We start from the raw sequence: 22,647 nt of genomic DNA on the forward strand, positions 1-22,647 counted from the left end.
GCCGACTCGCGAATCTGCCCGTACGCCGACAGTAATGCACCTGTGATCTTGCGCAGGGCAGGACACGCTGGGGGAGTAGCTATACCTGACAGCGGGTTCGAGTTACGCTGCCTTGTTCCGCGTTCTCCGGACCCGACGCGACGGCGTCCCACCTGGCAAAGTTCCAGCGTACGTTGACAATTGGGGTCGCGACCTGGGTGTTCGGACCCCCGCTGGATTCAGTTGGCTTGTCCGACAACCCAGTCGATGCATGCGGTGAGCGCGCTCACATCGTCGGGATCGATCGCAGGGAACATGCCGACCCGAAGCTGGTTGCGGCCCAACTTGCGGTAGGGCTCGGTGTCGACGATGCCGTTGGCGCGCAACACCTTTGCCACCGCTGCAGCGTCCACCGATGCGTCGAAGTCGATCGTTCCGACGACCTGTGAGCGGTGTGCCGGATCGGTGACGAACGGCGTCGCGAACTCACTTGCCTCGGCCCAGGAGTACAGCCGCGAGGACGAATCCGCGGTTCGCTGCACCGCCCAGTCCAAGCCGCCGTTGCCGTTGAGCCATTCGATCTGGTTGGCGAATAGCAGCAGGGTTGCCAGCGCAGGCGTGTTGTACGTCTGATCCTTCGTGCTGTTGTCGATTGCGATAGGCAGCGAAAGGAAGTCGGGGGTCCAGCGGCCGGAGGTCTTGATCTCCTCGACGCGGGCGAGCGCCGCAGGGCTCATCAGTGCGACCCACAGTCCGCCGTCGGCGGCGAAGCACTTCTGCGGGGCGAAGTAGTACACGTCCGCGTCGTTGAGATCCACCGGCAGGCCACCCGCGCCCGAGGTCGCGTCGATGGCGATCAGGGCGTTCTCGGAACCGGCGGGACGTACAACGGGGATCGACACACCCGTCGAGGTCTCGTTGTGCGCCCAGCCGATGAGGTCGACAGACGGGTCCGACACCGGTTCGGGCGCGCTGCCCGGCTCGGCCTTCACGACGATCGGGTCGCCGATGAACGGGTTGGCCTTCGCGACCGATGCGAACTTGGAGCTGAACTCGCCGTTGGTCAGGTGCAGCGACCGCTCCCGGATCAGACCGAATGCAGCGGCGTCCCAGAACGCCGTCGTTCCGCCGTTGCCGAGTACCACCTCGTAACCGTCGGGTAGTGCGAACAGATCTCGGAGGCCCGAACGAACGCGCGCGACGACGTCCTTGACCGGCTTCTGCCGGTGACTCGTGCCGAATACCGACGCGCCGACATCGACCAGAGACTGCAACTGCTCCGGACGGACCTTCGACGGTCCACAGCCGAAGCGGCCGTCGGCAGGTTTGAGGTCGGCGGGAATGGTCGGGAGAGCAGATGTCATGTGGGTCAGATTAGTCGGTGGACCACACGAGACCTGACGCGGTGTCTAGCCGTTCGCGACGAGGTCCCAGCCTTCGACACTCTCCGGTGTGCGTGGAGCAGGACCGGTGTAGAGCGCTGCGGGGCGAACGAGCTTGCCGAGACGCTTCTGCTCGAGGATGTGCGCGCACCAGCCTGCGGTACGGCCGCAGGTGAACATCGCGGGCATCATGTGGGCAGGCACCTCGGCGAAGTCGAGGATAACGGCGGCCCAGAATTCGACGTTGGTCTCGATCGCACGATCGGGGCGGCGTTCGCGCAGCTCCGTGAGGGCTGCCTGTTCGAGCGCTGCTGCGACTTCGGAGTTCGGTGCGCCGAGTCGCTTCGCCGTCGCACGAAGCACTCTCGCGCGCGGATCCTCGGCGCGGTAGACGCGGTGGCCGAAGCCCATCAGCTTCTCTTTGCGATCGAGGATGCCCTTGACAAGGGCGCGGGCGTCGCCGGACTTTTCGACCTCTTCGATCATCGGTAGCACCCGCGCCGGTGCGCCACCGTGCAGCGGTCCGGACATGGCACCGATCGCGCCGGACATCGCAGCGGCGACATCGGCGCCCGTCGACGCGATCACCCGTGCGGTGAACGTCGAGGCGTTCATACCGTGCTCGGCGGCCGACACCCAGTAGGCGTCGATCGCCTCGGTGTGGCGCGGATCCGGATCGCCCTTCCAGCGCGTCATGAATCGGGCTGTGACCGTTGGACATTCGTCGATCACGTGCTGCGGCACCGCAGGCTGGTAGATACCGCGCGCGGACTGCGCGACATAGGACAGGGCCATCACCGAGGCACGGGCGAGCTGATCGCGTGCCGTGTCGTCGTCGATGTCGAGCACCGGCTGGTAGCCCCAGATCGGCGCGAGCATGGCGAGACCGGCCTGGACGTCGACGCGAACGTCGCCGGTGTGGACCGGAAGTGGGAACGGCTCGGCGGGCGGCAGGCCACGGCCGAACTTGCCGTCGACCAGCAACGACCACACGTCACCGAACGTCACGCCCTTGCTGACCAGTTCTTCGATATCGACGCCGCGATAACGCAACGCGCCGCCGTCCTTGTCTGGTTCGGCGATATCGGTTGTGAAGGCAAGAACGCCTTCGAGTCCAGGTACGAAATCGTCGGGTACAACCGGAGTCGATGCCATGATCGTGATCTCTCTCTTGTCCGTGCATCCCGATCCGAGTGCACGCTCGTCCCGCGTCGACCGGTGCGTGTGGGATGTACGGCGCAGAGATCGACGATCGATTCACACCATAGCGGGGCGTCGACCGGCCGCGACGCCAGCCCTACCCGGGAGTAGCGTGCGCAACGTGGTGTCCGAGAACCCCCCGTCGACCGGCAATGACCTCGCAGGGATGCGTGTGAACTACACCTCACCGCACGACCTCGACGAGAGTTGGCTCGACGACGGCTGGGAACAACTGATCCTGCGCTGGATCGACGACGCGCTCGCGGGAGGCGTTGCGGAACCGAACGCGATGGTGCTCGCAACGGTCGACGCCGACGGTCGGCCCTCGACGCGGACGGTGCTCTGCAAAGGAATCAGCAGGGCGGGCGTCGTCTTCTACACGAACTACGGGTCGGACAAGGCTCGCCAACTCGGGCTCAACCCGTACGCGTCCGCGACGTTCTCCTGGCCACTGATCGGCAGGCAGATCACGGTGCGAGGCCGCGTCGAACGCGTCGAACGCGAGGTCACGGACGGCTATTGGCGCGGTAGGCCGCGCGGTTCGCAACTCGGGGCCTGGGCATCGGACCAATCGCAACCGGTCGCGTCGCGGGCCGTACTGGAACAACAGTTGGCCGCGGTCGCCGAAAGGTTCCCCGACGAGATTCCAACCCCGCCGAACTGGGGTGGCTTCGAGCTCGCGCCTACCTCCGTCGAATTCTGGCAAGGCCGAGAGAATCGCCTGCACAACAGAATTCGCGTGACAATTGCCGCAGACGGCTCGCCGAGCGCGGTGGAACGCCTCAGCCCGTGAACGCTCGCCGCAAAGTTCTCGCGGACACGACTCCTTTGCAGAATCACGACTTTCGCAGGTTGTGGTTGAGCAGCGTCGTCACGGTGATCGGTGGTCAGCTCTCGATCGTCGCTGTGCCGCAGCAGATCTTCCAGATCACCGGGAGCTCCGGATACGTGGGTCTCGCCGGCCTTTTCGCCCTTGCCCCGCTGATCGTCTTCGGCATCTGGGGTGGCGCGCTCGCTGACGTCATGGATCGGCGGTCCCTGCTGCTGATCACTCGGGCAGGCCTCGCCGTCACGTCGATGCTGTTCTGGATCCAAGCCGCGCTCGACGTGAACAGCGTCTGGCTGGTGCTGCTCCTGCTCGCGTTGCAACAGGCGTTCTTCGCGGTGAACCAGCCGACCAACGGCGCCATCATTCCCCGCCTGCTGCCGCCCGATCAGCTGCCGGCCGCGAACTCGTTGAACATGACCGTCTTTCAGTTCGGGGCGATTGCCGGACCGATGCTTGCCGGCGTGCTGATACCGGTATTCGGGTTGTCGACGCTGTATCTGCTCGATGCGATAGCACTGCTTGCGACGGTATGGGCAGTGTGGCGACTGCCGAAACTGCCGCCGACGGGTGAGGCACGCCGCGCGGGGTTGAAACAGGTGCTCGAAGGGTTCAAATACCTTACTACGCAACGCATTCTGCTTGCATCCTTCGTCATCGACATCATCGCGATGGCCTTCGGCATGACCAGTGCGCTGTTCCCGCAGATCGCCCACGAGACCTTCGGCGACCCCATCGAGGGCGGACTCGTACTCGGTCTGCTGTTCGCGTCCATGTCATTCGGTGCGGTGGTCGGCGGGGTGTTCTCCGGTTGGTTGCCGCGCGTCCGTCGCCAGGGTCTCGCGGTCATCTGGTGCATCGTCGTGTGGGGATTGTCGATGCTCGGCTTCGGGATCGCGATCGGGTCGGGGTCGGGTCCGGTTGCCCTGTGGATTGCGTTGGCCTTCATGGTTCTCGGCGGTGGTGCCGACATGATTTCGGCAGCATTCCGCTCGACGATGCTGCAGACCGTCGCAACGGACGAGATGCGCGGCAGGCTGCAGGGAGTCTTCACCGTCGTCGTCGCAGGCGGCCCGCGAATCGGCGACCTTGCTCACGGTGTCGCCGCTGCCGGTGTCGGCACCGCAGCGGCTGCGGCGGGCGGCGGCATTCTCGTCGTGATCGGTGTAGTTGTTGCGGCACTCGCCTTCCCGGCGTTCGTTCGCTATCGCGTCGGCAGGCCGGTTGAGCCGTCACGCGAAGAAACAAAGTAAGCACGCCGCAATCCGTTGACCTGACAACTGGCCCCTGCGCGGAGCAGACTGACCCCATGGCTGAGCGTGAAACGCAGCAACAGCAGGACGAGCCGGTGGGCACCCCGGCGGCGGGTAGCCGCACGTTCCAGATCCGATTCGACGACTATCGCGCCGAGGTCGTATCGACAGGAGCCGGATTGCGGATGCTGGAGCGCGCAGTCGACGGCAAAGCGGTGCAACTCACCGAATCCTGGCCTGCCGGAACGAAACCGCCGCTCTCGGCAGGGCTTGTGCTCGCGCCGTGGCCGAACCGCATCCGAGACGACTTCTTCTATTTCGACGGCATCGAGCATCAGTTGGAACTCACCGAACCAGCGCGCAACAACGCGATGCACGGTCTCGTCCGTCGTCGGGAATGGCAGTTGGAAGAACACGAGCGGCACCGCGTCAAACAGTCCATCGACGTCCGCCTGCAAAAAGGTTGGCCGTACCCGATGCGTTTGAGCGTGACGCACGAACTCGACGAAGAGGGTCTGTCGGTCACGCACACGGCGACGAACACGGGTCCGGTGCCAGCTCCGTTCGGTCTCGGCATGCACACGTTCGTTCGCGCGGGTGACGCGCCGCTCGACGAGTGCACACTCGAACTCGCCGTCGGAGTTCGCCAACCGCTCGACCCTGAGCGGATGCTGCCGGAGGGACCGTGTGTCCCGGTGCGCGGCACCGAATACGACTTCAGCACCCCGCGCTCGCTGAAAGGGGTGTGGATGGATACGCCGTTCAGTTCCATCGACGTCGATACCGATGGTCGGGCCCGGCAGATTCTGCGAGCTCCGGACGGTACCGCGACGGCACTGTGGACCGACCGGACGTTTCGCTGGGTCCAGGTGTTCACGGCAGATCCCGCACGCGGACAGGCCTACCCCGATCGCGGTAGAGCGCTGGCGATCGAACCGATGACCTGCCCACCGAATGCGTTCAACACGGGTATCGACGAGATCGTTCTCGAACCGGGCGAGACGTGGAGCGGCCAGTGGGGCATCACGTCGCTGTGACGTTGGCCGCGTCTTCCGCCGAGCCTGCCAATCGCGTGTGGCGGGGTATTGGGCCAACTAGTCTGCTCAGCGTGGGTGCAAACCCGCGGTCAGTTCTCGATGCAGACACGACCCTCCGTGGGCGCGCGAGCGGTATTGCGACTAGCGTCTGATCGACTACGTCCGCGCGATTGCAACTCGCTACGCGACTGCTCAAGCCTGAGAGGGATATTCGTGCCCGCTGAGAACGACAACACCCCAACGCTCAGCTACCCCGGTGGCGAGTACCAGATGTCCATTGCCAGGGCGACCGAAGGCAACGACGGCATCGATCTCGGAAAGCTGCTGGCCACCACCGGATACACCACCTTGGATCCGGGCTTTGTGAACACGGCCTCGACCAAGTCGTCGATCACCTACATCGACGGCGAGGCAGGCATCCTGCGCTATCGCGGGTATCCGATCGAACAGCTGGCGCAGAAGTCGACGTTCCTCGAGGTCAGCTACCTGCTGATCTACGGTGAGCTGCCGTCGGCGACCGAGCTGGACAAGTTCACGGACAAGATCCGCAGGCACACACTGCTGCACGAAGATCTCAAACGATTCTTCGATGGCTTTCCCCGCAACGCGCATCCGATGCCTGTGCTCTCCAGCGCCATCAACGCGCTGTCGGCGTACTACCAGGATTCGCTCGACCCCGACGACCCCGAGCAGGTGGAACTCTCGACGATTCGGCTGCTTGCGAAGCTGCCGACGATCGCCGCGTACGCCTACAAGAAGTCGGTCGGGCAGCCGTTCCTATACCCGGACAACTCGCTGAACCTCGTCGAGAACTTCCTGCGTATGACCTTCGGCTTCCCTGCCGAGCCGTACGAGGTCGATCCCGAGATCGCCAAGGCGCTCGACATGCTGCTCATCCTGCACGCCGATCATGAGCAGAACTGCTCGACGTCGACGGTCCGCCTCGTCGGATCCTCCGATGCCAACCTGTTCACCTCGGTCTCGGGCGGCATCAACGCACTGTGGGGTCCGCTGCACGGCGGCGCGAACCAGGCTGTGCTCGAGATGCTCGACAAGATCAAAGAAGAGGGCGGCACAGCGGGCGACTTCGTCAAGAAGGTCAAGAACAAGGAAAAAGGCGTGAAGCTGATGGGCTTCGGCCATCGCGTCTACCGCAATTACGATCCGCGGGCCGCGATCGTCAAGGAGACGGCGCACACCATTCTCGGGAAGCTCGGCGGCGACGACCAGCTTCTCGACATTGCGATGGCACTCGAAGAGGCCGCGCTCACCGACGATTACTTCATCGAGCGCAAGCTGTACCCCAACGTCGACTTCTACACGGGCTTGATCTACCGCGCGATGGGCTTCCCGACGCGCATGTTCACCGTGTTGTTCGCCATGGGTCGCCTGCCGGGCTGGATTGCGCACTGGCGTGAAATGCACGAAGACACAACCCTCAAGATCGGGCGTCCGCGCCAGATCTACACCGGATACACCGAACGGGACTACAAGGAGTTGACCACCCGATGAGCAAGCCAGAGGTCGAGTTTCAAGAAGGCCCCGCCCCCACCGAACTGGTCGTCAAGGACCTCGTCGTCGGCACCGGCACCGAGGCGGTCCCCGGCGGAACGGTCGAGGTGCACTACGTCGGCGTCGAGTTCGACAGTGGCGACGAGTTCGACTCTTCTTGGAACCGTGGCGAATCCATCCAGTTCCCGCTGCGTGGACTCATCAAGGGCTGGCAGGACGGCATTCCGGGCATGAAGGTCGGTGGCCGGCGCCAGCTCACCATCCCGCCGGAGCTTGCCTACGGTCCCGCAGGTGGCGGTCATCGCCTGTCGGGCAAGACTCTCATCTTCATCATCGATCTGATCGACGCGAAGTAGGCGGCTCCGCCGCTCGTGAGTCCTTTCGGAGGGTCCGCCCTCCTAAAAGACTCACGAGTACGAGGGTGGTCAGCGCGAAAAATGCGGCCACCAACGTCATCGGGCTCGGTGTGCGCCAGCCACCTGAGGTTGCATTGTGCTGCACCGCAACCGGATCGTTGACGGTCGCCGCGAGCTGCGTGGTGGCAGACGAGGTCGGCAGTCCAGCGATGCCCTTGTCCACCTGGGTGGCGAGTGAGCCGGACAGTTGGGTCAGCTGCCCGATGCCGTCGGTCAGTTGCGTCGATGCATCGGTCAACTGTGCCCCACCTTCGGTGGCGAGTTGGTCGAGCCCGGCAGTGAGTTGGTTGGCTCCGTCCGACAGTTGCGTTGTTGCACTTGTCAATTGGCCGACGACGACCTGCAGTAGCGCCCCCAGGTCTGTGCTCGGATCGACCGAATCGCCGAGCGAGGTCGATACGGTCCCAAGTTGGTCGCCCACCTGCTGCGCGGTGTTGCGCACACCCGTCAGCGTTTCGATCGCGCCGTTCAGCTCGGGGCTTGGCGGCAGTGTGCGCAGGATCGCGAGGGTCGTGTCGACTCCGGTCGCGAGTTCGTTTGCGCGAGTTGTGGTCTCGCCGATCGTGACGCCCGTCGAGCTGAGTGTCGCCGCCAGTTCGTCGGCCTGTGCCGTCGCGCCGCCGACGACACCTGCAAGCTCGTCGATCGCGGCCGAGAGCTGCCCCGAGCCGTCGCGCGCCGCATCCAGATAGCCGATCAATCCGGTGACTCCGGTGCTGAACTGGCCGACTCCTGAATTGGCCGCACCGACACCGGCATTCAGAAACTGCGTACCGAGCTTAAGTTGGCTCAAGGTGGAGCGAGCGGTCGAAATCGATTGCAGTGCAGTGTCGATACCCTGTCGACGGATCTGGTCGATCACCGCAGCGCTGGCTTGTGCACCCAAGTCGGTGTCGCCTACGTCGACCGTCACCACGGCGCGTTGTGGCGCAGCGGTGTCGAACGATGCCATCGCGTCGCTGAGATCTGTTGGCAGGTAGACGGTTACGGCTGCTGCGCCGATGTCGTCGGTGCGGCCGTCGGCCCAGCTGTAACCGGTGGGTGCTGTCGTCGAACCGAGCAGTGCGTCGATGACGCGATCACCGGTCGGGCCGGTGTCCTCGTTCACCAACGCGATGACCGACTCGGTGGAGTGATACTCGCTGTAGAAGTACCAGCCGAGTCCACCCATCGCGATTGCCGTGATCCCTGTAATTGCTGTCAACTTGTTGCGCACGAGATCACGCTATGGCGACGTTATGCGGGCATTCTGGCCCAAGATTGAGGTGACTCTGTGAGTGTGGTGGTCAACCGCTGCCGCGGAGCAATGAGAGAGATACGTCATCTTTATGTCACAAGCTGGTGAGGCTTGTTGTGGAATAGACTCCGACCTGGAGTTACCGGCAAAGGAGCTGGCGTGACCGATACCGCGAAGGCTGATCTGAAGCGCGAGCTCGGCGACGGGCTCCCCGTCCTCGACGAGCTGTCGGACGCCGATGCCGCCGACATACTCGAACTCTTCCAGGCTGCTCGTAAGACCGAGCAGAAGCAGTTGATGGCAGCGATCGACGAAACCATCGACGCGCTGCCCTGGATGTTTCGCGGCACAGCCCGCAAGATCATCGTTGGCAAGAAATGAGCGACCTGGTCACGCGCGCTCAGCTCACGATGCTGGCGAAGCTGCTGCATGTACCCGTCGAGCGAGTGCAGCACCTGGAACATCTCGGCGCCGATCAGCTGTTCGCGTTGCGTGATCGTATGGCAGGCATCATGTTCGACGAGAACGCAGAGATGTTCAGCCGTATCGCGATGCTCGTCCCGATCGTGCCGCTGCAGATCGCCATGCCGATCGTGCAGAAGGTGACATCGCCGGAAATGGCCGGTCGTTCGGCAGGTGCTGTGGCAGTGGCACATCCGAAGAAAGCCGCGGCCGCGATGACGATGGTCGACATCGCCTACGGCGCCAGCGCCGCGGCGTTTCTCGATCCGCGGGCCGTTGCCAAGATCGCGCACGTCGCGCCGCACGGACCCGTGGTCGACATCGCCAACGAACTGATGAGACGCAAGGACTACATCACCGGCGGACTGTTTGTGGACGCGGCAACGCCCGAGCTGATCAGAGCCATCGAGGCGGGAGTCGACGACGACGAAGGCCTGATTCGCACGGGCGCATACGTCCACTCGGGCAAAGTCGTCAGCGATATCCTGCGCGTCATCATCGATGCGTCTCCGGGCCGCATAGCGCGGCTCATCACGACTGTCGTCGGTGGGTCGGACGACCTGCAGATCGCGGCTCTGTCCGTCTTCGCCAGAATCGACGCGGATCTGATCGAGATCATCGGCGACACGCTCTTCGAACAGGAAGACCCCGATGCCGTCGGGGCTTTGGTGCGCAACTTAGTTGCCAACGACGCGATATCGGAACTGATGCAGTTCGTCGGGCACCTCAGCGAGTCCGCGCTGCGCACCTTCGGGGGTAATCCTGTTGCGCACGAACACGATCTGCTCGAGGCGGCGGTCACCGCAGCCGCGGATCACGACGACCCGAACGTCTGGCACGGACTGCTGAACATCGCCGACGCGGCAGACACCGATGTGCAGCGGCGCGTGCTGGAACTGGTTGTGGCGGGCGACGGGGAGTTGCCGACCCGAATCGCCGCCAGCGCAATCGATGCGGACCTCTGGCCGCTACTGCTGCGTGTTCTTGCGAATCAGACCGCCGACCTGCAGGAGCGGGTGGCGGCGTCATGGGGTTCCTCGTTGCCTGAGCAGGTGCAGGAGACCGTGCTCGTTCGTGCCCGCGAGCTCGGGCTGGAAGAGCAGCTGCGGCCCGCTACCGCGGCGATGTCGGCGGCCGGCTAACCGACAGTTCGAGCACAAGCCGAGCGCCCCCGAGCGGGCTCACGTCGAAATAGGCTCGGCCACCGTGTAGTTGGGCTTGCTGGGCGACCAACGCCAGACCAAGACCGGAACCGGATTTGGCAGCCGACGCACCTCGGTAGAAGCGCTCGAACACCGCGGTGCGCTCCGATTTGGGTACGCCGATGCCGTCGTCGTCGACCGTGACAACGATGGCATCGTCGGTTCGCCGCGCCGCAGTGATCACCACGTTGTGCGCGCGGCCGTGTCGTGCCGCGTTGCTGAGCGCATTGTCCACGGCGAGGCGTAGCCCGGCGGAAAGTCCGCGCATGATCAGCGCCTGCTCGGCGTCGACGCGGACGGTGAGGTCGGCGAAGTGGCGCATTGCGTCCTGTGCAGCGATGTCGCAGATCTCGACAACGTCGGTATCGGAATGGTCGCTGTCCGAGGCCAATTCGCCCGATGCCAAACGCTCCAGCGCGGCGAGCGTCGCTTCTACTCGGCCTTGCGTTCGCGCGAGGTCGTCGAGGATTTCGGTCCGCTGCGCGTCGTCGAGATCGAGTGTGCGCAATACCTCGATGTCGGTACGCATTGCGGTCAGCGGTGTGCGTAACTCGTGCGCCGATGCGGCCGCGAAGTCCCGCGCGGTCGTCAATGCTGCCGTCGTGTCGGCCTGCGCATCGTCGACTCGCTGCAGCATTGCTGTGAGTGCGTCCCCGAGTTCGTCGGCCTCGCGCACCCCGCCTGCCTGTTTGGCCGGCTGAGGTTGTCCGGCGCTGATCCGACGCGTCAACTCGACGATCGGCCGAACGGCCCTGCCGCCGAAGATCCAGCCGAGCCCTCCGGATGCTGCGATCGCAAGTGCGCCTGCCGCGACGACGTAGCGTCGCTGGTCGGCAGTTGCGCGGGCTGCCTCTTCCGCCGGTAGGCCGAGTGAAACCTTCTGTTCCGCAGGCCTTTCCACAGTCGTGGTGAAGACGCGATAGGGCGTGCCGTCGACATCGACGGTGCGTGAGCCGTCGGCGAGGGCGGGTAGCTCGACGCTGGTCGTTCCGCCGACGGAACCGTCAGCATTGCGAAAGGTCAACGCAAGATCGTTCGACGGACCGAGCACCGACAAAACTCGAACCGCGATATCGGCGTTCAACAGCACTAGCTTCGACACCGTTTCGAGCCGCTGATCGATCTGCTGCAGATTGTTGCGCTCGATGGCCTGAGACACGATGAAGCCGAGCGCGACGACGATGATCGTCGCGCCGAGAGCGGTGGCAGCTGCGACCCGTGCGCGCAGCGAATACGTCCGTGTCACCGTGGTTCTCGCAGCACGAAGCCGACGCCACGGATCGTGTGCAGCACCCGCGGATGACCGTCCACCTCGAACTTGCGTCGCAGATATCCGATGAAAACGTCGACGACGTTCGTGTCGGCAGCGAAGTCGTAGCCCCACACCAATTCCAGCAGACGCTCGCGACTCAGCACCACGCCGGTGTTGCGCGCGAGGGTGGAAAGCAGTTCGAATTCGCGCTTGGTGAGTTCGATGTCGTTGCCTGCCAACCGGGCCCGATGGCCGGGTAGATCGATCTCGACCGGTCCGACGGTGATGCCGCCCTCGGTCGAGTTCGTAGTGGTCGTGTCGGCTCGGCGGCGAAGCAAGGCGCGGATTCTGGCGACGAGCTCGGCAAGGACGAACGGTTTGACCAGATAGTCGTCGGCTCCGGATTCGAGGCCTGCGATTCTGTCGTCCACCGAATTGCGAGCGCTCAGTACGCAGATGGGAACGTCGTTTCCGATCGCTCGCAGCGCCGTCACCACACCTGCGCCGTCGAGTATCGGCATGTTCATGTCGAGGACGATCGCGTCCGGCGAATTGGCAGCGACACTGCGCAACGCCGCGGCGCCATCGCGGGCCGTGAGCACCGTGAAGCCGGACAGCCGAAGGCCACGCTCGACGGAGGCCAGAACGTCCTCGTCGTCGTCGACAACGAGAACGCTGGCCGCACTTTGACCGCTCACAAGCTCATTGTGCCTGGCGAGGTAATCTTCGAGCGCTATCAGTAGCTGTGGCAGGTGTCGGCGATCTCGGCAGCCTTTGCCGCGATCTGGTCTGCGTAGGGTCCGGATCGGAGCTGGTCGCGCTGTGCTTGCAGGTCCGGATTGGCGGCCAGGTAGGCGTCCAGCGCCGCCTGGCGCTGGTCGACGGGCAGGGCGAAGAACTGCCTGAGCATGTCCTTGCGGTCAGGATTCGCGTCGAGATTGTTCGCGACTTGCGGTGCTCGGTCGTGCAGGGCGGCGTCGATCTGATCGAACGAGCAGGTGGTCTGCAGCAAAGGTCCTGCCGCTGACGCGGGGTCGGCGACGGCGGTGCCGGGAGCGAGTAGCGCACCTGTCGCCAATGCGGCGGAGGTGGCGAGGACGGCTGGCAGCATACGGATCATGCGGGGGTTTCGTGGCTTCATAATTGCGACCCTAGAACCGCAACATGGCAGGTCACTGAGCTGTTTCTGAGGATTCTCTGAGGAGCGCCGCTTAGTCTGAAGTCTGTGAGTGCAACGATCTCGGCAGGCGACCTGATTTCCCACGTACTCGATCCAGGGAGCTTCGTCAGCTGGGATCGCACGCCGATCGACGTGTCGCCGTCCGAGCGCTACACGGCCGACCTCGCCTCGGCCACCGAGCGATCCGGGGTCGACGAATCGGTGCTGACAGGCGAGGGTTCGGTTCGGGGTCGTCGGGTTGCGGTGATCGCGTGCGAGTTTCGGTTCCTGGCGGGCTCGATCGGTGTTGCCGCCGCCGAGCGGATCGTCTCGGCGATCGAACGTGCGACCGCAGAACGGTTGCCTCTGGTTGCGTCGCCGACGTCGGGTGGCACTCGGATGCAGGAAGGCACACTCGCATTCGTCCAGATGGTGAAAATCGCTGCGGCGGTTGCCGTTCACAAGAAGGCACACCTGCCGTATCTGGTCTATCTGCGCAATCCGACGATGGGCGGGGTGTTCGCGTCGTGGGGATCGCTCGGGCAGGTCACCGTTGCCGAGCCCGGCGCGATGATCGGATTCCTCGGACCGCGGGTTTACCAAGCGCTCTACGGCGAAGACTTTCCGACCGGCGTGCAGACGGCCGAGAACCTCTATCGCAACGGCGTCATCGACGGAGTTGTCCCAGTTGCGTTGTTACGCAACCTCATGCACCGGGCGCTGTGTGTGATGACGGGAACGGTGCGCGACAGCGTCTCTGCCGTCCCCGTGGTGACAGCGGCGGCCGCCGACGTCGACGCATGGCAGTCGGTGCTGTCGTCGCGCCGCGTGGACCGGCCGGGGATTCGGCAGTTACTTCGCCATGCGACCGAACGAGTGCCGCTCAGCGGTACCGGGCAGGGTGAAGCGGATCGGACGGTGCTTCATTCGCTTGCCCGATTCCGCGGCAGGCCGTGTGTGCTCTTCGGACACGACAGGGACGGTCAGTCGGTCGATCGGGCAATGGGTCCGGCGGCCCTACGCGAGGCCCGGCGAGCGATGCGTCTCGCCGAGGAACTGCAGATACCGCTTGTGCTCGTGATCGATACTCTCGGTGCGTCGCTGTCGAAGGAAGCAGAGGAACGTGGGCTTGCTCCTGAAATCGCGCGGTGTATAGCCGATCTCGTGACACTCGACGCCCCGACGATCTCGGTACTGCTCGGGCAGGGCAGTGGCGGTGGTGCATTGGCGCTGCTACCGGCCGACCGCGTCATCGCCGCGCAGAACGGTTGGCTTGCACCGCTGCCGCCCGAGGGGGCGAGTGCGATCGTCCACCGCGACACCGAGCATGCACCCGAAATGGCTGCGGCTCAGGGTGTTCGATCCGCGGATCTGTTGGCGGCCGGCATCGTCGACTGCATCGTCGGTGAATTCGACGATGCCGCAGACGAACCCGCGGAGTTCGCAGTCCGGATGGTTGCGGCCATCTCCGCCGAGCTGCGCGAACTTGCGGCGGTCGAGTCGACGGAGCGACTGTCGTTGCGTATGGCCCGTTACCGCAAGCTGGGGTTGCCCGAACGATGAACCATCCTGTTGACAACAATCATATTAAATAAAATAATATCGCCATGGGGGTAGGGACGGTAGCAACTGCATACGGCAAGTGGGTACTCAGAGATGGGGCGGCGCGGGTAGCGATGCGCCTACGCCCCTCTGATCCTTGGTCAACTGTGTTCGATGGCGATTGCGCGACGCAAGACGGGCTGCGCACCTACCACTCGGCGATCCGGTCGATGCCAGTAACAACTGGCATGATCGGCTATGTCGTTACCGGTCATCGCGAATCGCGTTACGTCTTGGCAGACAAAAATACACGCCACCGACCTTCCAGATGATCTATCCGGATTGGATGTCGGCCCTGTACGACAACGCCGTGATGAAGGGTCCTGCGAACCCTTTCGAGCGCCCATCGATGGTCGTCCTCGACGGTGTCGACCACCGAAAATTACGGCAGTACGTGGCGCGTTACTTCACGCCGGCGAATGCGCGTGCGATCCGCGACGACATCACGGAAATCGTCGACGACACGCTGGTGGGCCTTGGCGTAATGCGAGAGGTGGACCTCGTCTCCGACTACTGCAAGGTGATACCTGCGAAAGTTAGCGCAAAGATCCTCGGAATGAGCGACGCCGAGGCCCGTATGCTAGCGACACTGGGTGACGAATCGGTCAAGATGCTCGAAATCGGTCGGCCTTTCAAGGAATTTTCTCAGGTCGAGCGATGCATAGAGCGTCTCGATACGTGGATAGACGAACAGTTCCGGCTCATCCTGCGGGGTCGTCGCAAGCCAGCTGGACTTGTCGGAATCCTCGCGAAGGACCTCGGCAAACCCCAGCCCCCACTCACGCGTCGAGAGGCGAAGGCGCTGTTGTCGCTGCTTGTGCTCGCTGGGTTCGAGACAACGGTGAACCTGATCGGTAGCGGAATACAGCTGCTCACTCAACATCCAGAACAGCTCCGGATACTGAAGAGCGAGCCGCAGCATTGGCCGAACGCGATCGACGAGATCCTCCGTATCGACGGACCGGTTCTCGGAACCGTTCGGAAGGCGAACGAGGACGATTGGATCGGAGATGTTCGAGTTCCCCGCGGCACCTTTATCTTGGTGTCCGGTGCGAATCACGATCCCAGCGTGTTCCCCGCCCCGTACACATTCGATATCAAACGAATCAACGCAAAGGATCATATTACTTTTGGTGGGGGTCGCCACTTCTGTACTGGTGCGCATCTCGCTCGCGTCGAAGGAGAAATCGCGCTATCGAGATTGTTCAAGAGATTCCCGAATCTTTCACCGTCAGCCGAGTGCACGCGACGGACTTCGACATTCCTTCGAGGTTGGCAATCGATGCCAATGCGGTTGAACGACAGCGACGCCATGGAATGAGAGAACGATGACACGTTTTTCGGCACCTACCGCATCAACAATCGAGCACATCGCCCGGTTCGCCGAACGAGGAAACCCAAATTTGCTGTTTGCCGGAGTGTCGGTCAGTGACGAATCGGCGCAACTGGGCTACTTGCTGAGCAGGATGCACTACCCGATTCGAACGAAGTACTACACGTGCTTCGCCAACTCGTTCGAAGAGGCCATATCCGGCGCGGTCAAGCTCGCACGCCATACGGCGAGGGCAAAGGGGTCCGTCGGCACTGCGATACTAGTCGACCGCGACGGGCGAATCGCCCAGCACTACAATCCGACCCGACTTGCAGCACACAGTGATTTGGTTCCAGGTCTCGAGGTGGTGGCCGACATCGCCGCGGCCAGTCGCCTCCTCGACGAATCACACGTCCCGCCTGCGGCACTCGTCTATATCGTCGAGGAAGACATTGACGTTTGCGAACTGCGTCGGCTTGTCGCAAGATGTGCCGAACTCGGAGTGATGTCAATCGGATGTGACGACCGCGACCTGTCGCGCGCCGTAGCGAGCGGCCGATTTCAGATCTCGACCGTGAAGTTCGATGTTCATGCATACGGAGAAGCGCTGACGAACCGAATGCTCCCGTTTGGTGCGTTCGTGATGACGCCACACGCGTACAAGATCTGGAATCACCCGATCAATGCGCTAGCGCACTCGTCAACGTTCGGCGCGAACGGGATCGCGTTGAGCCTGGCGATCACGACCCTGCGTGCCGCCGACGCCGTCGACCACGCCGACGAAGTTGTATTCGACCTCATCACAAAAGATCCGCAGTCTCGTAACCGCTACTTCGAAGATCACGTCAATCCGCAGGCGGCGATCTGGTTGCAAGCGTTCGGCATCGATATCGATATCCAAACGGCGTTCGGCGCGGACATGGCCCTAGGGTGCGGTCGAAGAATCCTCGACATGGCTGGGGGAACTGGCGCGAACCTGCGAGGACACAACCCATCCGACATCTCGGACTTGACTGATTGGTTCGACCCGTCGACCGACTACATAGGCAAACTGCAGCGATCCCTGCACGAACTCACCGGCTACTCCGAAATTTACTGCGCGGTGAGCGGAGCAACGGCCGTCGAGACGGCCATTGCACTTGCGCGACTCGCGCTTCCCGACAGACCCAAAATCCTCACCTTCGACGGAAACTTTGCAGGTAAAACGCTTCTCCCACTGAGCTTCAGCCGCAACGGGCCACAACGATCAGCTACGATCAGCGATCCGTTCAGGCCGTACTCCGAGTCTGTAATTTATGCCGACCCTTGGGCGCATGATGCGGTGCTGAACATCGAAGCGATCCTCGACGATCGAGAAATTGGTCTGGTCTGGTTCGAATGTGTGCAAGGAATGTCGTGCAAGGCGATACCGCAGGACGTGCTGGACCTTGTGGATTCAATGCGCCGCAGTCGTCATTTTCTCGTGGGCATCGATGAGATACTCTCGGGAGTCTGGCGCAGCGGCGACGACTTTTTCGCGCACTCCTCGAAGATGAGGCCGGCCGATATCGTGACAATCGCAAAACCATTTTCTGACATGGCCACCCCAGTCGGATTGGTCCTCACAACTCCTCAGGTGGCGGTTAATGCACACAATTACTTCCCAGCCGCCGCTGCTCGTCTCGCTGACCAGTACCGGAATCAATTGACCGCCGCGATAGCCTTCAATGCCCTGACAGCCGTCGACAACGACGAGGCGCATGCTCTTCGCAAACAGCAAACAAAAGAACTCCGCGAAGGGTTGGACCGCATCTGCGCGGAGTCCAGTGTGCTATCCAAGGTCATCGGCGATGGTCTCCACATCCGACTCGAGATGAACCGACGCTTTTTCCCCCAGCGATCAAATTCGACGTTGACCCAGTTGGTCGAGGGATCTCTGCAAGATCTGGTATTGCGTGATTGCGGCGTCATCGTCGCTCAGATGCGCTTGTTCCCGCCACTTTTCATGCCAGAGGGGACCGCAGCGCGTGTAGTCGAAGCCATGCAGGGAGTCACACAAATCTCTGTGCCACGTGTGTACATCAACAGTTTTGTGGGAGTCGCGCGAGGACTCCGACTCACTGTGTCCCACGTCCTGAGACGGTCTCCGCCGAGATCGTGGGGTAGGCGCATCAGCGCCGGGTGGGCACGCCAGGGCTATTTCCGCCGGGTGGCATCACCTCTGGTCAAGATCGACAGGTTGATGGCCGCAACAACGGACGAACGATTCTCGTTGACGAGGCTCGGTCGGATTCCATCGCTGACCCTCACGGTCACCTGCCTCGAGCGATCGAACGCAGAAGCTGTTCGCCTGGTTTACGCGCAACGACGCGGGTCCACCTATGTCGCAGGCACGAACTTCGGACGCCCGACACATCCCGTCTGGGCATCTCTTCTGGCGCGGTCCGGCAAATGCGAGACCGCAATCGCGGGCCGATCCACCAGCCACAACGCTCGGATCCTTACGGGTGACGAGCGTGAGGTAGCGCTGGCTTACCTTGACGAGGTATGGCAAGGATATAGCGACTACGACCGGGTGTCGGGCAGGCCGTCGTACGTCTTCGAGCTTTCGAATGCCGGTCAGACCGGACATTCGGCGGAATCGTAGCGACCATGGCAGGCAACGGCGACTATGGCCTTCTAGCTCGATCGACCGCACGAGTTGCGCGGGTTTCGACGCGATTCCGGAGGGTGGTCATAACGCTGTGGTTGATCGCGTTCGTGGGCAGCGTCTCGTCAGCGATCGTGTTCGGCGGACATGCGAGTAACGACTTCGGCGTCCCCGGCTCGGACTCCGCAGCGGCGTTGGAGACTGCAGAAGAGGTCGATCCGCGCCTCGCGGGAACGAACGCGATCATCGTGTTCGCCGCCAACGACGACATCACTCAGCGGAAGTACGTCGAGGCCGTCACGCATTCGTTAGCGGAATTGCGCTCGGCGCCCGACGTGTTCAGTGTGTCCGATCCCTATGCGACGGAAGGGGTTTCGAGAGATAGACGGGCTGCAATAGCGGATGTCGGCTACGCCGCAAGTGTTCATGAACTGACTCTCGATGATGTAGATCGACTGCGAGCATCGATGCAGGTGGCCGTGGAATCCGGACTGGTAGTGGAATTCGGGGGGCAACTCCTTGTCGAAACGGCGAAGCGTGGATCCGTGTGGGCGGAAGCGGTGGGCTTCGGCGTCGCACTCGTTGTCTTGGTCGCGGTGTTCGGAAACTTTGTCGCCGCGGGAATATGCCTCGTCGTAGCGGCGATCGCGATCGGAACAGGAATTTCCCTCTTATCGACCCTCAGCGCTTGGACGACGGTTCCGACCACGGCCTCGACGCTCGCGACCATGATCGGACTCGGTGTCGCGATCGATTACGCGCTGTTTTACGTCAGCCGGTATCGATCCGAAGTCACCGGCGGCTCCGAAGTTGACGTCGCCCTCGAACGAGCGAGCGCGGTCGCCGGGCGCTCAGTGGCAGTCGCCGGATTGACCGTTGTGCTCGCATTGGCAGGACTTACTCTCGCCGGACTTCCGCCTGTTTCCTTCATGGCCTATGCGTCCAGCCTGACAGTGCTACTCGCCGTTCTCGCCTCGCTCACGTTGCTGCCGGCTCTGCTGGCTACCACTGGCTCGAGGGCAATATCTGTGATGCCGTCCCTGGCCAACCTCGCGGCGGGACAATCTGCGACAGTGCGACGGTGGTCGCGATGGACGCACCACGTGACGGAGCGTCCCTGGCGATATTTGGCATTCGCACTGGCGACCATATTTCTCCTGTCCTCGCCAATAGCTTTCATGCGCTTGGGACAACTCGACGCAGGCGTCGATCCGACGAGCCATACCCAGCGCCGGGCCTACGACATCATTGCGGCGAAATTTACGGCCGGCGCCAACGATCCACTATTGGTTACTTACACCGGGGCCGGCGGGAATCCGCGCGCCGAGTTGTTCCGGCAAGAAGTGCAAACTGATTCTGACGTCGCAAGTGCAACTATCATCGCGCGTTCGGAGACAACTTCCGTCCTGCATGTCGTGCCGGTCGCAGCAGGACGCTCCACCCGAACTGCCGACCTCGTCGATCGTTTGCGGTCGATGTCCACCGCCGAATCGCCGGTGCGCGTCGGTGGGGCAAGTGCGGCGTATGTGGACTTCACCAAACGAATCGACGAGCGACTGATGCTCGTGGTCGGCGTGACTATTGCACTCTCTTTCGTTGCTCTGCTAATTTCCTTTCGCGCTCCTGTCGTTGCTGCCAAATCTGCAGTACTGAACGGATTCTCCATTGCAGCCTCGTTAGGCGTAATTGTCGCGGTCTTTCAGTTGGCATGGGATTGGCCGATTCCATCATTTATGCCAATATTGGTGTTCGCTCTTGTCTTTGGTCTCTCGATGGACTATGAAGTATTCATTCTGTCCAGAGTTCGCGAAGACTATCTCGAGTCGACCGACGATGATGATGCGAATCAGCGCTCGATCGTCAGCGGTGTGGCAAGCTCGGCGCAAGTCATCGCGCCTGCCGCTTTAATCATGATCGCGGTCTTTGCCGGCTTCGCACTCGACCCCGATGGCAATATCCGCGTCATTGGGGTCGCGCTGTCGGTAGCAATACTCATCGATGCGACCTTGATTCGTTTGGTCGTCATACCGTCGACGATGATGCTGCTAGGAAGGCTGAATTGGTGGCCTGCGGTCCCTGGGGGCACGGCGTCGAAGACCGGCGTGGTGGCACTGCTCGAGTGACCAGATGTGCACTATGCTCGGGGCTTGACTGCTGCCACCTCGAATGGGAAATCGTGCACGCCAAGGGAACCGGATAGTGACGCCTTCGGGGCGCAAACCGATCACTGATGTCGTGACGACGACGCTGCGTAAGCGGATACTGAACGGCGAGTATGCGCCAGGCGCTCGAATTCGACTAGAAGAAACTTCCCGTCAATTGGGAGTAAGCAATACCCCGGTGCGTGAGGCACTGATGAGACTCGAGGCCGAAGATCTTGTCGAACTGCTCCCTTACCGAGGGTTTGTCGTCGCTCGTCTATCTCGCGAAGATGTCGAGGACATGCTGTGGATTCAGACTGAGATATACCAGCGGCTTATCGACCGTTGCCTCGATCGGATCACCGCTGCGCAATTGACTCGATTGGAGGAATTGAACAATGCAGAGGCTGCTCAGCCGATCACATGGGAGCGCAGCTTTCATGAGGCGCTCATTCATGTCGCGGATTCCAGGAAATTGACCAATTTATTGGCGTACGCCAATAAATACACGCCATTCACTATCTATGTGGACAGCAGTGAATGGGTCGCACGGTCCCGCCAACTGCACCAGAGACTGATAGATGCGTTGGAGAATGGCGATCGTGACGAAGCGCGAGCGAGCATCGCCGAAGAATACGAGGGCGCTCATCGGTACCTGACCAGGGGGGCCAATACTACGCGGCACACGTAACGGGCTCGGATCCTGCACCGACCGTTGGGCCGATCCGCGGCGTTCAGGTCGAGGATGCCGCGCCCGCTGATGTCGAGACGATGGCTGCCGTCATTATGGCTGTGTTGATGTCGCTGATCGCCTTGCGTACAGCGGCTCCAGCCCACTCGCCTTCGGCAATCTCTTTGGCGCTCTTCTTGATTGCCCGCTTCTCGGCGTCGGGGAAGACCTTGTGGACCACATCGGCGGCCGACAGCAGCGAGATCAGTGCCGCGGACCGTTGTGTCGGCTCCGTCTTGCCGAGCAACGCCGACTCGAGCTCCGCCCTGATCGACGCCTTGTGGCTGCCGTCGCGTGCTGGGAGCTTGGTCCGCGGGAAGATTCCGAGCACCTTGTCGTGCTGAGCTCGAACCCAGCCGCGGGCGATGACACGTTCGGTGACCTGCTCGCGTAAACCCTTGCCCAGCTTCTCGATTGCGCGCTGAGGTTTCATCGGTCGAGAATTCTTCAGCAGTTCGAAGGCGCGTGCGAGAACCGGATCAGCGGGACGCTTGGCGGTCCCGATGGTAACGATGTGGCCCTTGCGCACATCCTCGCCCGGCTCGGTGACGCGGATTCGGTCAGCCATCGCAAGCTCGAGGAGCACGGCACCGGCCAGCGCGCGGGGTAGCGCCGTCGAATCGGCATGCGGTTTACCGCTCGCGTCGTCGAGAAACAAGACCAGCAGATCTTCGGCGATAAGTAGCGAATCGGGGGTCCTCATGGCCGTAACTCCTTTCAGGAGATGTCGTCGACATCGGGGTCGGGTCGAGTCCAGGCCAGAATCATGGCCGGCGTGCAACCGCCGATGAGTACTGCCATCAGAGTGAAGATCCCACCTGCATAGACCATGTCGCCGTTGTCGCCGTTGGTGATGACAGCTCCGAAGATGAGGTAGCAGGCCGCAATCAAGCCGAGCGATTGCATGACTGCGAAGCCGATCGAACGAGCGCCGTTGCGTTGGTCGATTTCGAATTCGTCGAGTACAGCCTCGGGGGCGTCGTCCTGACGTCCGGAGGCGCCCGCAACGCAACCCAGACCGGCATGAATACCAGGCAGGCGGGCAGCCACAGCAACGGTGCCCACTCGACACCGAAGTGGCAGACCACGCCTACCGCGAGCATCGCGACGAAGATCGCCAGCAATGCGCCGACGAGGATGCGTCTGCGCTTCTGGGTACGCCAGCCGGGTAGCCATGACGACGTCTGACTTTCGTTGGCAAGGAACCGTCGGGTTCGGTACTGCTGGTAGCGGTCGATCAGATTGCTCTGGGATTCGGTCACTAGGGCACCATCCTTAGTGCGGGCCTGAAAGGGTTCGTGAATGGGACTCGGCGG

19 protein-coding genes and 1 pseudogene are annotated in these 22,647 nt (G+C 62.5%); 12 read left to right on the forward strand and 8 right to left on the reverse strand.

The annotated features are described in order from the left end of the window. Positions 1 to 218: 218 nt before the first annotated feature. The gene (gene serC / locus ACHIRB_RS27535; RefSeq protein WP_395125072.1) at positions 219 to 1,343 is read right to left on the reverse strand and encodes a phosphoserine transaminase; all 1,125 of its coding nucleotides are present in this window, start codon (positions 1,341 to 1,343) and stop codon (positions 219 to 221) included. Between the two features lie 45 nt (positions 1,344 to 1,388). Then, the gene (locus ACHIRB_RS27540) at positions 1,389 to 2,516 is read right to left on the reverse strand and encodes a citrate synthase 2 (protein ID WP_395125071.1); all 1,128 of its coding nucleotides are present in this window, start codon (positions 2,514 to 2,516) and stop codon (positions 1,389 to 1,391) included. A 211-nt stretch (positions 2,517 to 2,727) separates the two neighbouring features. Between ACHIRB_RS27540 and pdxH the strand changes: the two genes are divergently transcribed. The 5 genes from pdxH to ACHIRB_RS27565 all read left to right on the forward strand — a co-directional run bounded on the left by pdxH (position 2,728) and on the right by ACHIRB_RS27565 (position 7,545). Further along, positions 2,728 to 3,354: a pyridoxamine 5'-phosphate oxidase gene (gene pdxH, locus ACHIRB_RS27545; RefSeq protein WP_395125107.1), complete on the forward strand. Its 627-nt coding sequence runs from the start codon at positions 2,728 to 2,730 to the stop codon at positions 3,352 to 3,354. Beyond that, on the forward strand, positions 3,351 to 4,640 hold the full coding sequence (locus ACHIRB_RS27550; protein WP_395127807.1) for an MFS transporter: 1,290 nt from the start codon (positions 3,351 to 3,353) through the stop codon (positions 4,638 to 4,640). The genes pdxH and ACHIRB_RS27550 overlap by 4 nt, the downstream gene beginning before the upstream one ends. A gap of 56 nt (positions 4,641 to 4,696) precedes the next feature. Further along, a complete protein-coding gene (locus tag ACHIRB_RS27555) occupies positions 4,697 to 5,677 on the forward strand; it encodes an aldose 1-epimerase family protein (RefSeq protein WP_395125069.1) in 981 nt (326 codons plus the stop codon). Positions 5,678 to 5,890: 213 nt separating this feature from the next. Beyond that, on the forward strand, positions 5,891 to 7,189 hold the full coding sequence (locus ACHIRB_RS27560) for a citrate synthase (RefSeq protein WP_395125068.1): 1,299 nt from the start codon (positions 5,891 to 5,893) through the stop codon (positions 7,187 to 7,189). Further along, complete coding sequence (locus ACHIRB_RS27565) at positions 7,186 to 7,545, forward strand: FKBP-type peptidyl-prolyl cis-trans isomerase (RefSeq protein ID WP_395125067.1); 360 nt, start codon at positions 7,186 to 7,188, stop codon at positions 7,543 to 7,545. The genes ACHIRB_RS27560 and ACHIRB_RS27565 overlap by 4 nt, the downstream gene beginning before the upstream one ends. On the opposite strand, the gene ACHIRB_RS27570 is transcribed toward ACHIRB_RS27565, so the two are convergent. Further along, positions 7,520 to 8,821 (reverse strand): YhgE/Pip domain-containing protein, encoded by a 1,302-nt coding sequence (locus tag ACHIRB_RS27570; protein ID WP_395125066.1) that lies wholly within the window; start codon positions 8,819 to 8,821, stop codon positions 7,520 to 7,522. The genes ACHIRB_RS27565 and ACHIRB_RS27570 overlap by 26 nt on opposite strands. Positions 8,822 to 9,001: 180 nt before the next feature. Here ACHIRB_RS27570 and ACHIRB_RS27575 point away from each other — a divergent pair, with 180 nt between their 5' ends. After that, the gene (locus tag ACHIRB_RS27575; protein WP_199705522.1) at positions 9,002 to 9,223 is read left to right on the forward strand and encodes a hypothetical protein; all 222 of its coding nucleotides are present in this window, start codon (positions 9,002 to 9,004) and stop codon (positions 9,221 to 9,223) included. Beyond that, positions 9,220 to 10,446 carry a hypothetical protein gene (locus tag ACHIRB_RS27580; protein WP_395125065.1) on the forward strand — a complete coding sequence of 409 codons (1,227 nt, stop codon included), beginning with the start codon at positions 9,220 to 9,222 and terminating at the stop codon, positions 10,444 to 10,446. The genes ACHIRB_RS27575 and ACHIRB_RS27580 overlap by 4 nt, the downstream gene beginning before the upstream one ends. Here ACHIRB_RS27580 and ACHIRB_RS27585 read toward each other — a convergent pair. The 3 genes from ACHIRB_RS27585 to ACHIRB_RS27595 are packed head-to-tail and all read right to left on the reverse strand — an operon-like array spanning position 10,418 to position 12,899. Then, positions 10,418 to 11,752 carry a sensor histidine kinase gene (locus ACHIRB_RS27585; RefSeq protein WP_395125064.1) on the reverse strand — a complete coding sequence of 445 codons (1,335 nt, stop codon included), beginning with the start codon at positions 11,750 to 11,752 and terminating at the stop codon, positions 10,418 to 10,420. The genes ACHIRB_RS27580 and ACHIRB_RS27585 overlap by 29 nt on opposite strands. Then, positions 11,749 to 12,456 (reverse strand): response regulator transcription factor, encoded by a 708-nt coding sequence (locus ACHIRB_RS27590; protein ID WP_395114844.1) that lies wholly within the window; start codon positions 12,454 to 12,456, stop codon positions 11,749 to 11,751. The genes ACHIRB_RS27585 and ACHIRB_RS27590 overlap by 4 nt, the downstream gene beginning before the upstream one ends. Before the next feature lie 38 nt (positions 12,457 to 12,494). Further along, a complete protein-coding gene (locus ACHIRB_RS27595) occupies positions 12,495 to 12,899 on the reverse strand; it encodes a hemophore-related protein (RefSeq protein ID WP_395125063.1) in 405 nt (134 codons plus the stop codon). A gap of 84 nt (positions 12,900 to 12,983) precedes the next feature. On the opposite strand from ACHIRB_RS27595, the gene ACHIRB_RS27600 reads away from it, so the two are divergent. The 5 genes from ACHIRB_RS27600 (at position 12,984) to ACHIRB_RS27620 (ending at position 21,292) form a co-directional block, all read left to right on the forward strand. Further along, positions 12,984 to 14,480, forward strand: a complete 1,497-nt coding sequence (locus ACHIRB_RS27600) for a carboxyl transferase domain-containing protein (protein ID WP_395114847.1) — start codon at positions 12,984 to 12,986, stop codon at positions 14,478 to 14,480. Between the two features lie 307 nt (positions 14,481 to 14,787). Beyond that, positions 14,788 to 15,840 (forward strand): cytochrome P450, encoded by a 1,053-nt coding sequence (locus tag ACHIRB_RS27605; RefSeq protein ID WP_395125062.1) that lies wholly within the window; start codon positions 14,788 to 14,790, stop codon positions 15,838 to 15,840. A gap of 7 nt (positions 15,841 to 15,847) precedes the next feature. After that, positions 15,848 to 18,457: an aminotransferase class III-fold pyridoxal phosphate-dependent enzyme gene (locus ACHIRB_RS27610; RefSeq protein WP_395125061.1), complete on the forward strand. Its 2,610-nt coding sequence runs from the start codon at positions 15,848 to 15,850 to the stop codon at positions 18,455 to 18,457. Positions 18,458 to 18,462: 5 nt separating this feature from the next. Continuing rightward, complete coding sequence (locus tag ACHIRB_RS27615) at positions 18,463 to 20,583, forward strand: MMPL family transporter (protein ID WP_395125060.1); 2,121 nt, start codon at positions 18,463 to 18,465, stop codon at positions 20,581 to 20,583. Positions 20,584 to 20,659: 76 nt separating this feature from the next. After that, positions 20,660 to 21,292 (forward strand): GntR family transcriptional regulator, encoded by a 633-nt coding sequence (locus ACHIRB_RS27620; protein ID WP_395114850.1) that lies wholly within the window; start codon positions 20,660 to 20,662, stop codon positions 21,290 to 21,292. 43 nt (positions 21,293 to 21,335) lie between these two features. Here ACHIRB_RS27620 and ACHIRB_RS27625 read toward each other — a convergent pair whose 3' ends face one another. Next, the gene (locus ACHIRB_RS27625; protein ID WP_395114851.1) at positions 21,336 to 22,034 is read right to left on the reverse strand and encodes a GOLPH3/VPS74 family protein; all 699 of its coding nucleotides are present in this window, start codon (positions 22,032 to 22,034) and stop codon (positions 21,336 to 21,338) included. A gap of 14 nt (positions 22,035 to 22,048) precedes the next feature. Then, positions 22,049 to 22,593 (reverse strand): annotated as a pseudogene (locus ACHIRB_RS27630) (hypothetical protein). Positions 22,594 to 22,647: the final 54 nt, after the last annotated feature.

The sequence above is a fragment of the Antrihabitans spumae genome, assembly GCF_043944905.1.
Lineage (GTDB): Bacteria > Actinomycetota > Actinomycetes > Mycobacteriales > Mycobacteriaceae > Antrihabitans > Antrihabitans spumae.

Bases quoted from the DNA above. Each gene is read 5' to 3' on its own strand.
- serC (WP_395125072.1), bottom strand. From the start codon at position 1,343: ATGACATCTGCTCTCCCGACCATTCCCGCCGACCTCAAACCTGCCGAC.
- ACHIRB_RS27540 (WP_395125071.1), bottom strand. From the start codon at position 2,516: ATGGCATCGACTCCGGTTGTACCCGACGATTTCGTACCTGGACTCGAA.
- pdxH (WP_395125107.1), top strand. From the start codon at position 2,728: ATGCGTGTGAACTACACCTCACCGCACGACCTCGACGAGAGTTGGCTC.
- ACHIRB_RS27555 (WP_395125069.1), top strand. From the start codon at position 4,697: ATGGCTGAGCGTGAAACGCAGCAACAGCAGGACGAGCCGGTGGGCACC.
- ACHIRB_RS27565 (WP_395125067.1), top strand. From the start codon at position 7,186: ATGAGCAAGCCAGAGGTCGAGTTTCAAGAAGGCCCCGCCCCCACCGAA.
- ACHIRB_RS27580 (WP_395125065.1), top strand. From the start codon at position 9,220: ATGAGCGACCTGGTCACGCGCGCTCAGCTCACGATGCTGGCGAAGCTG.
- ACHIRB_RS27595 (WP_395125063.1), bottom strand. From the start codon at position 12,899: ATGAAGCCACGAAACCCCCGCATGATCCGTATGCTGCCAGCCGTCCTC.
- ACHIRB_RS27605 (WP_395125062.1), top strand. From the start codon at position 14,788: ATGATCTATCCGGATTGGATGTCGGCCCTGTACGACAACGCCGTGATG.
- ACHIRB_RS27610 (WP_395125061.1), top strand. From the start codon at position 15,848: ATGACACGTTTTTCGGCACCTACCGCATCAACAATCGAGCACATCGCC.
- ACHIRB_RS27615 (WP_395125060.1), top strand. From the start codon at position 18,463: ATGGCAGGCAACGGCGACTATGGCCTTCTAGCTCGATCGACCGCACGA.
- ACHIRB_RS27625 (WP_395114851.1), bottom strand. From the start codon at position 22,034: ATGAGGACCCCCGATTCGCTACTTATCGCCGAAGATCTGCTGGTCTTG.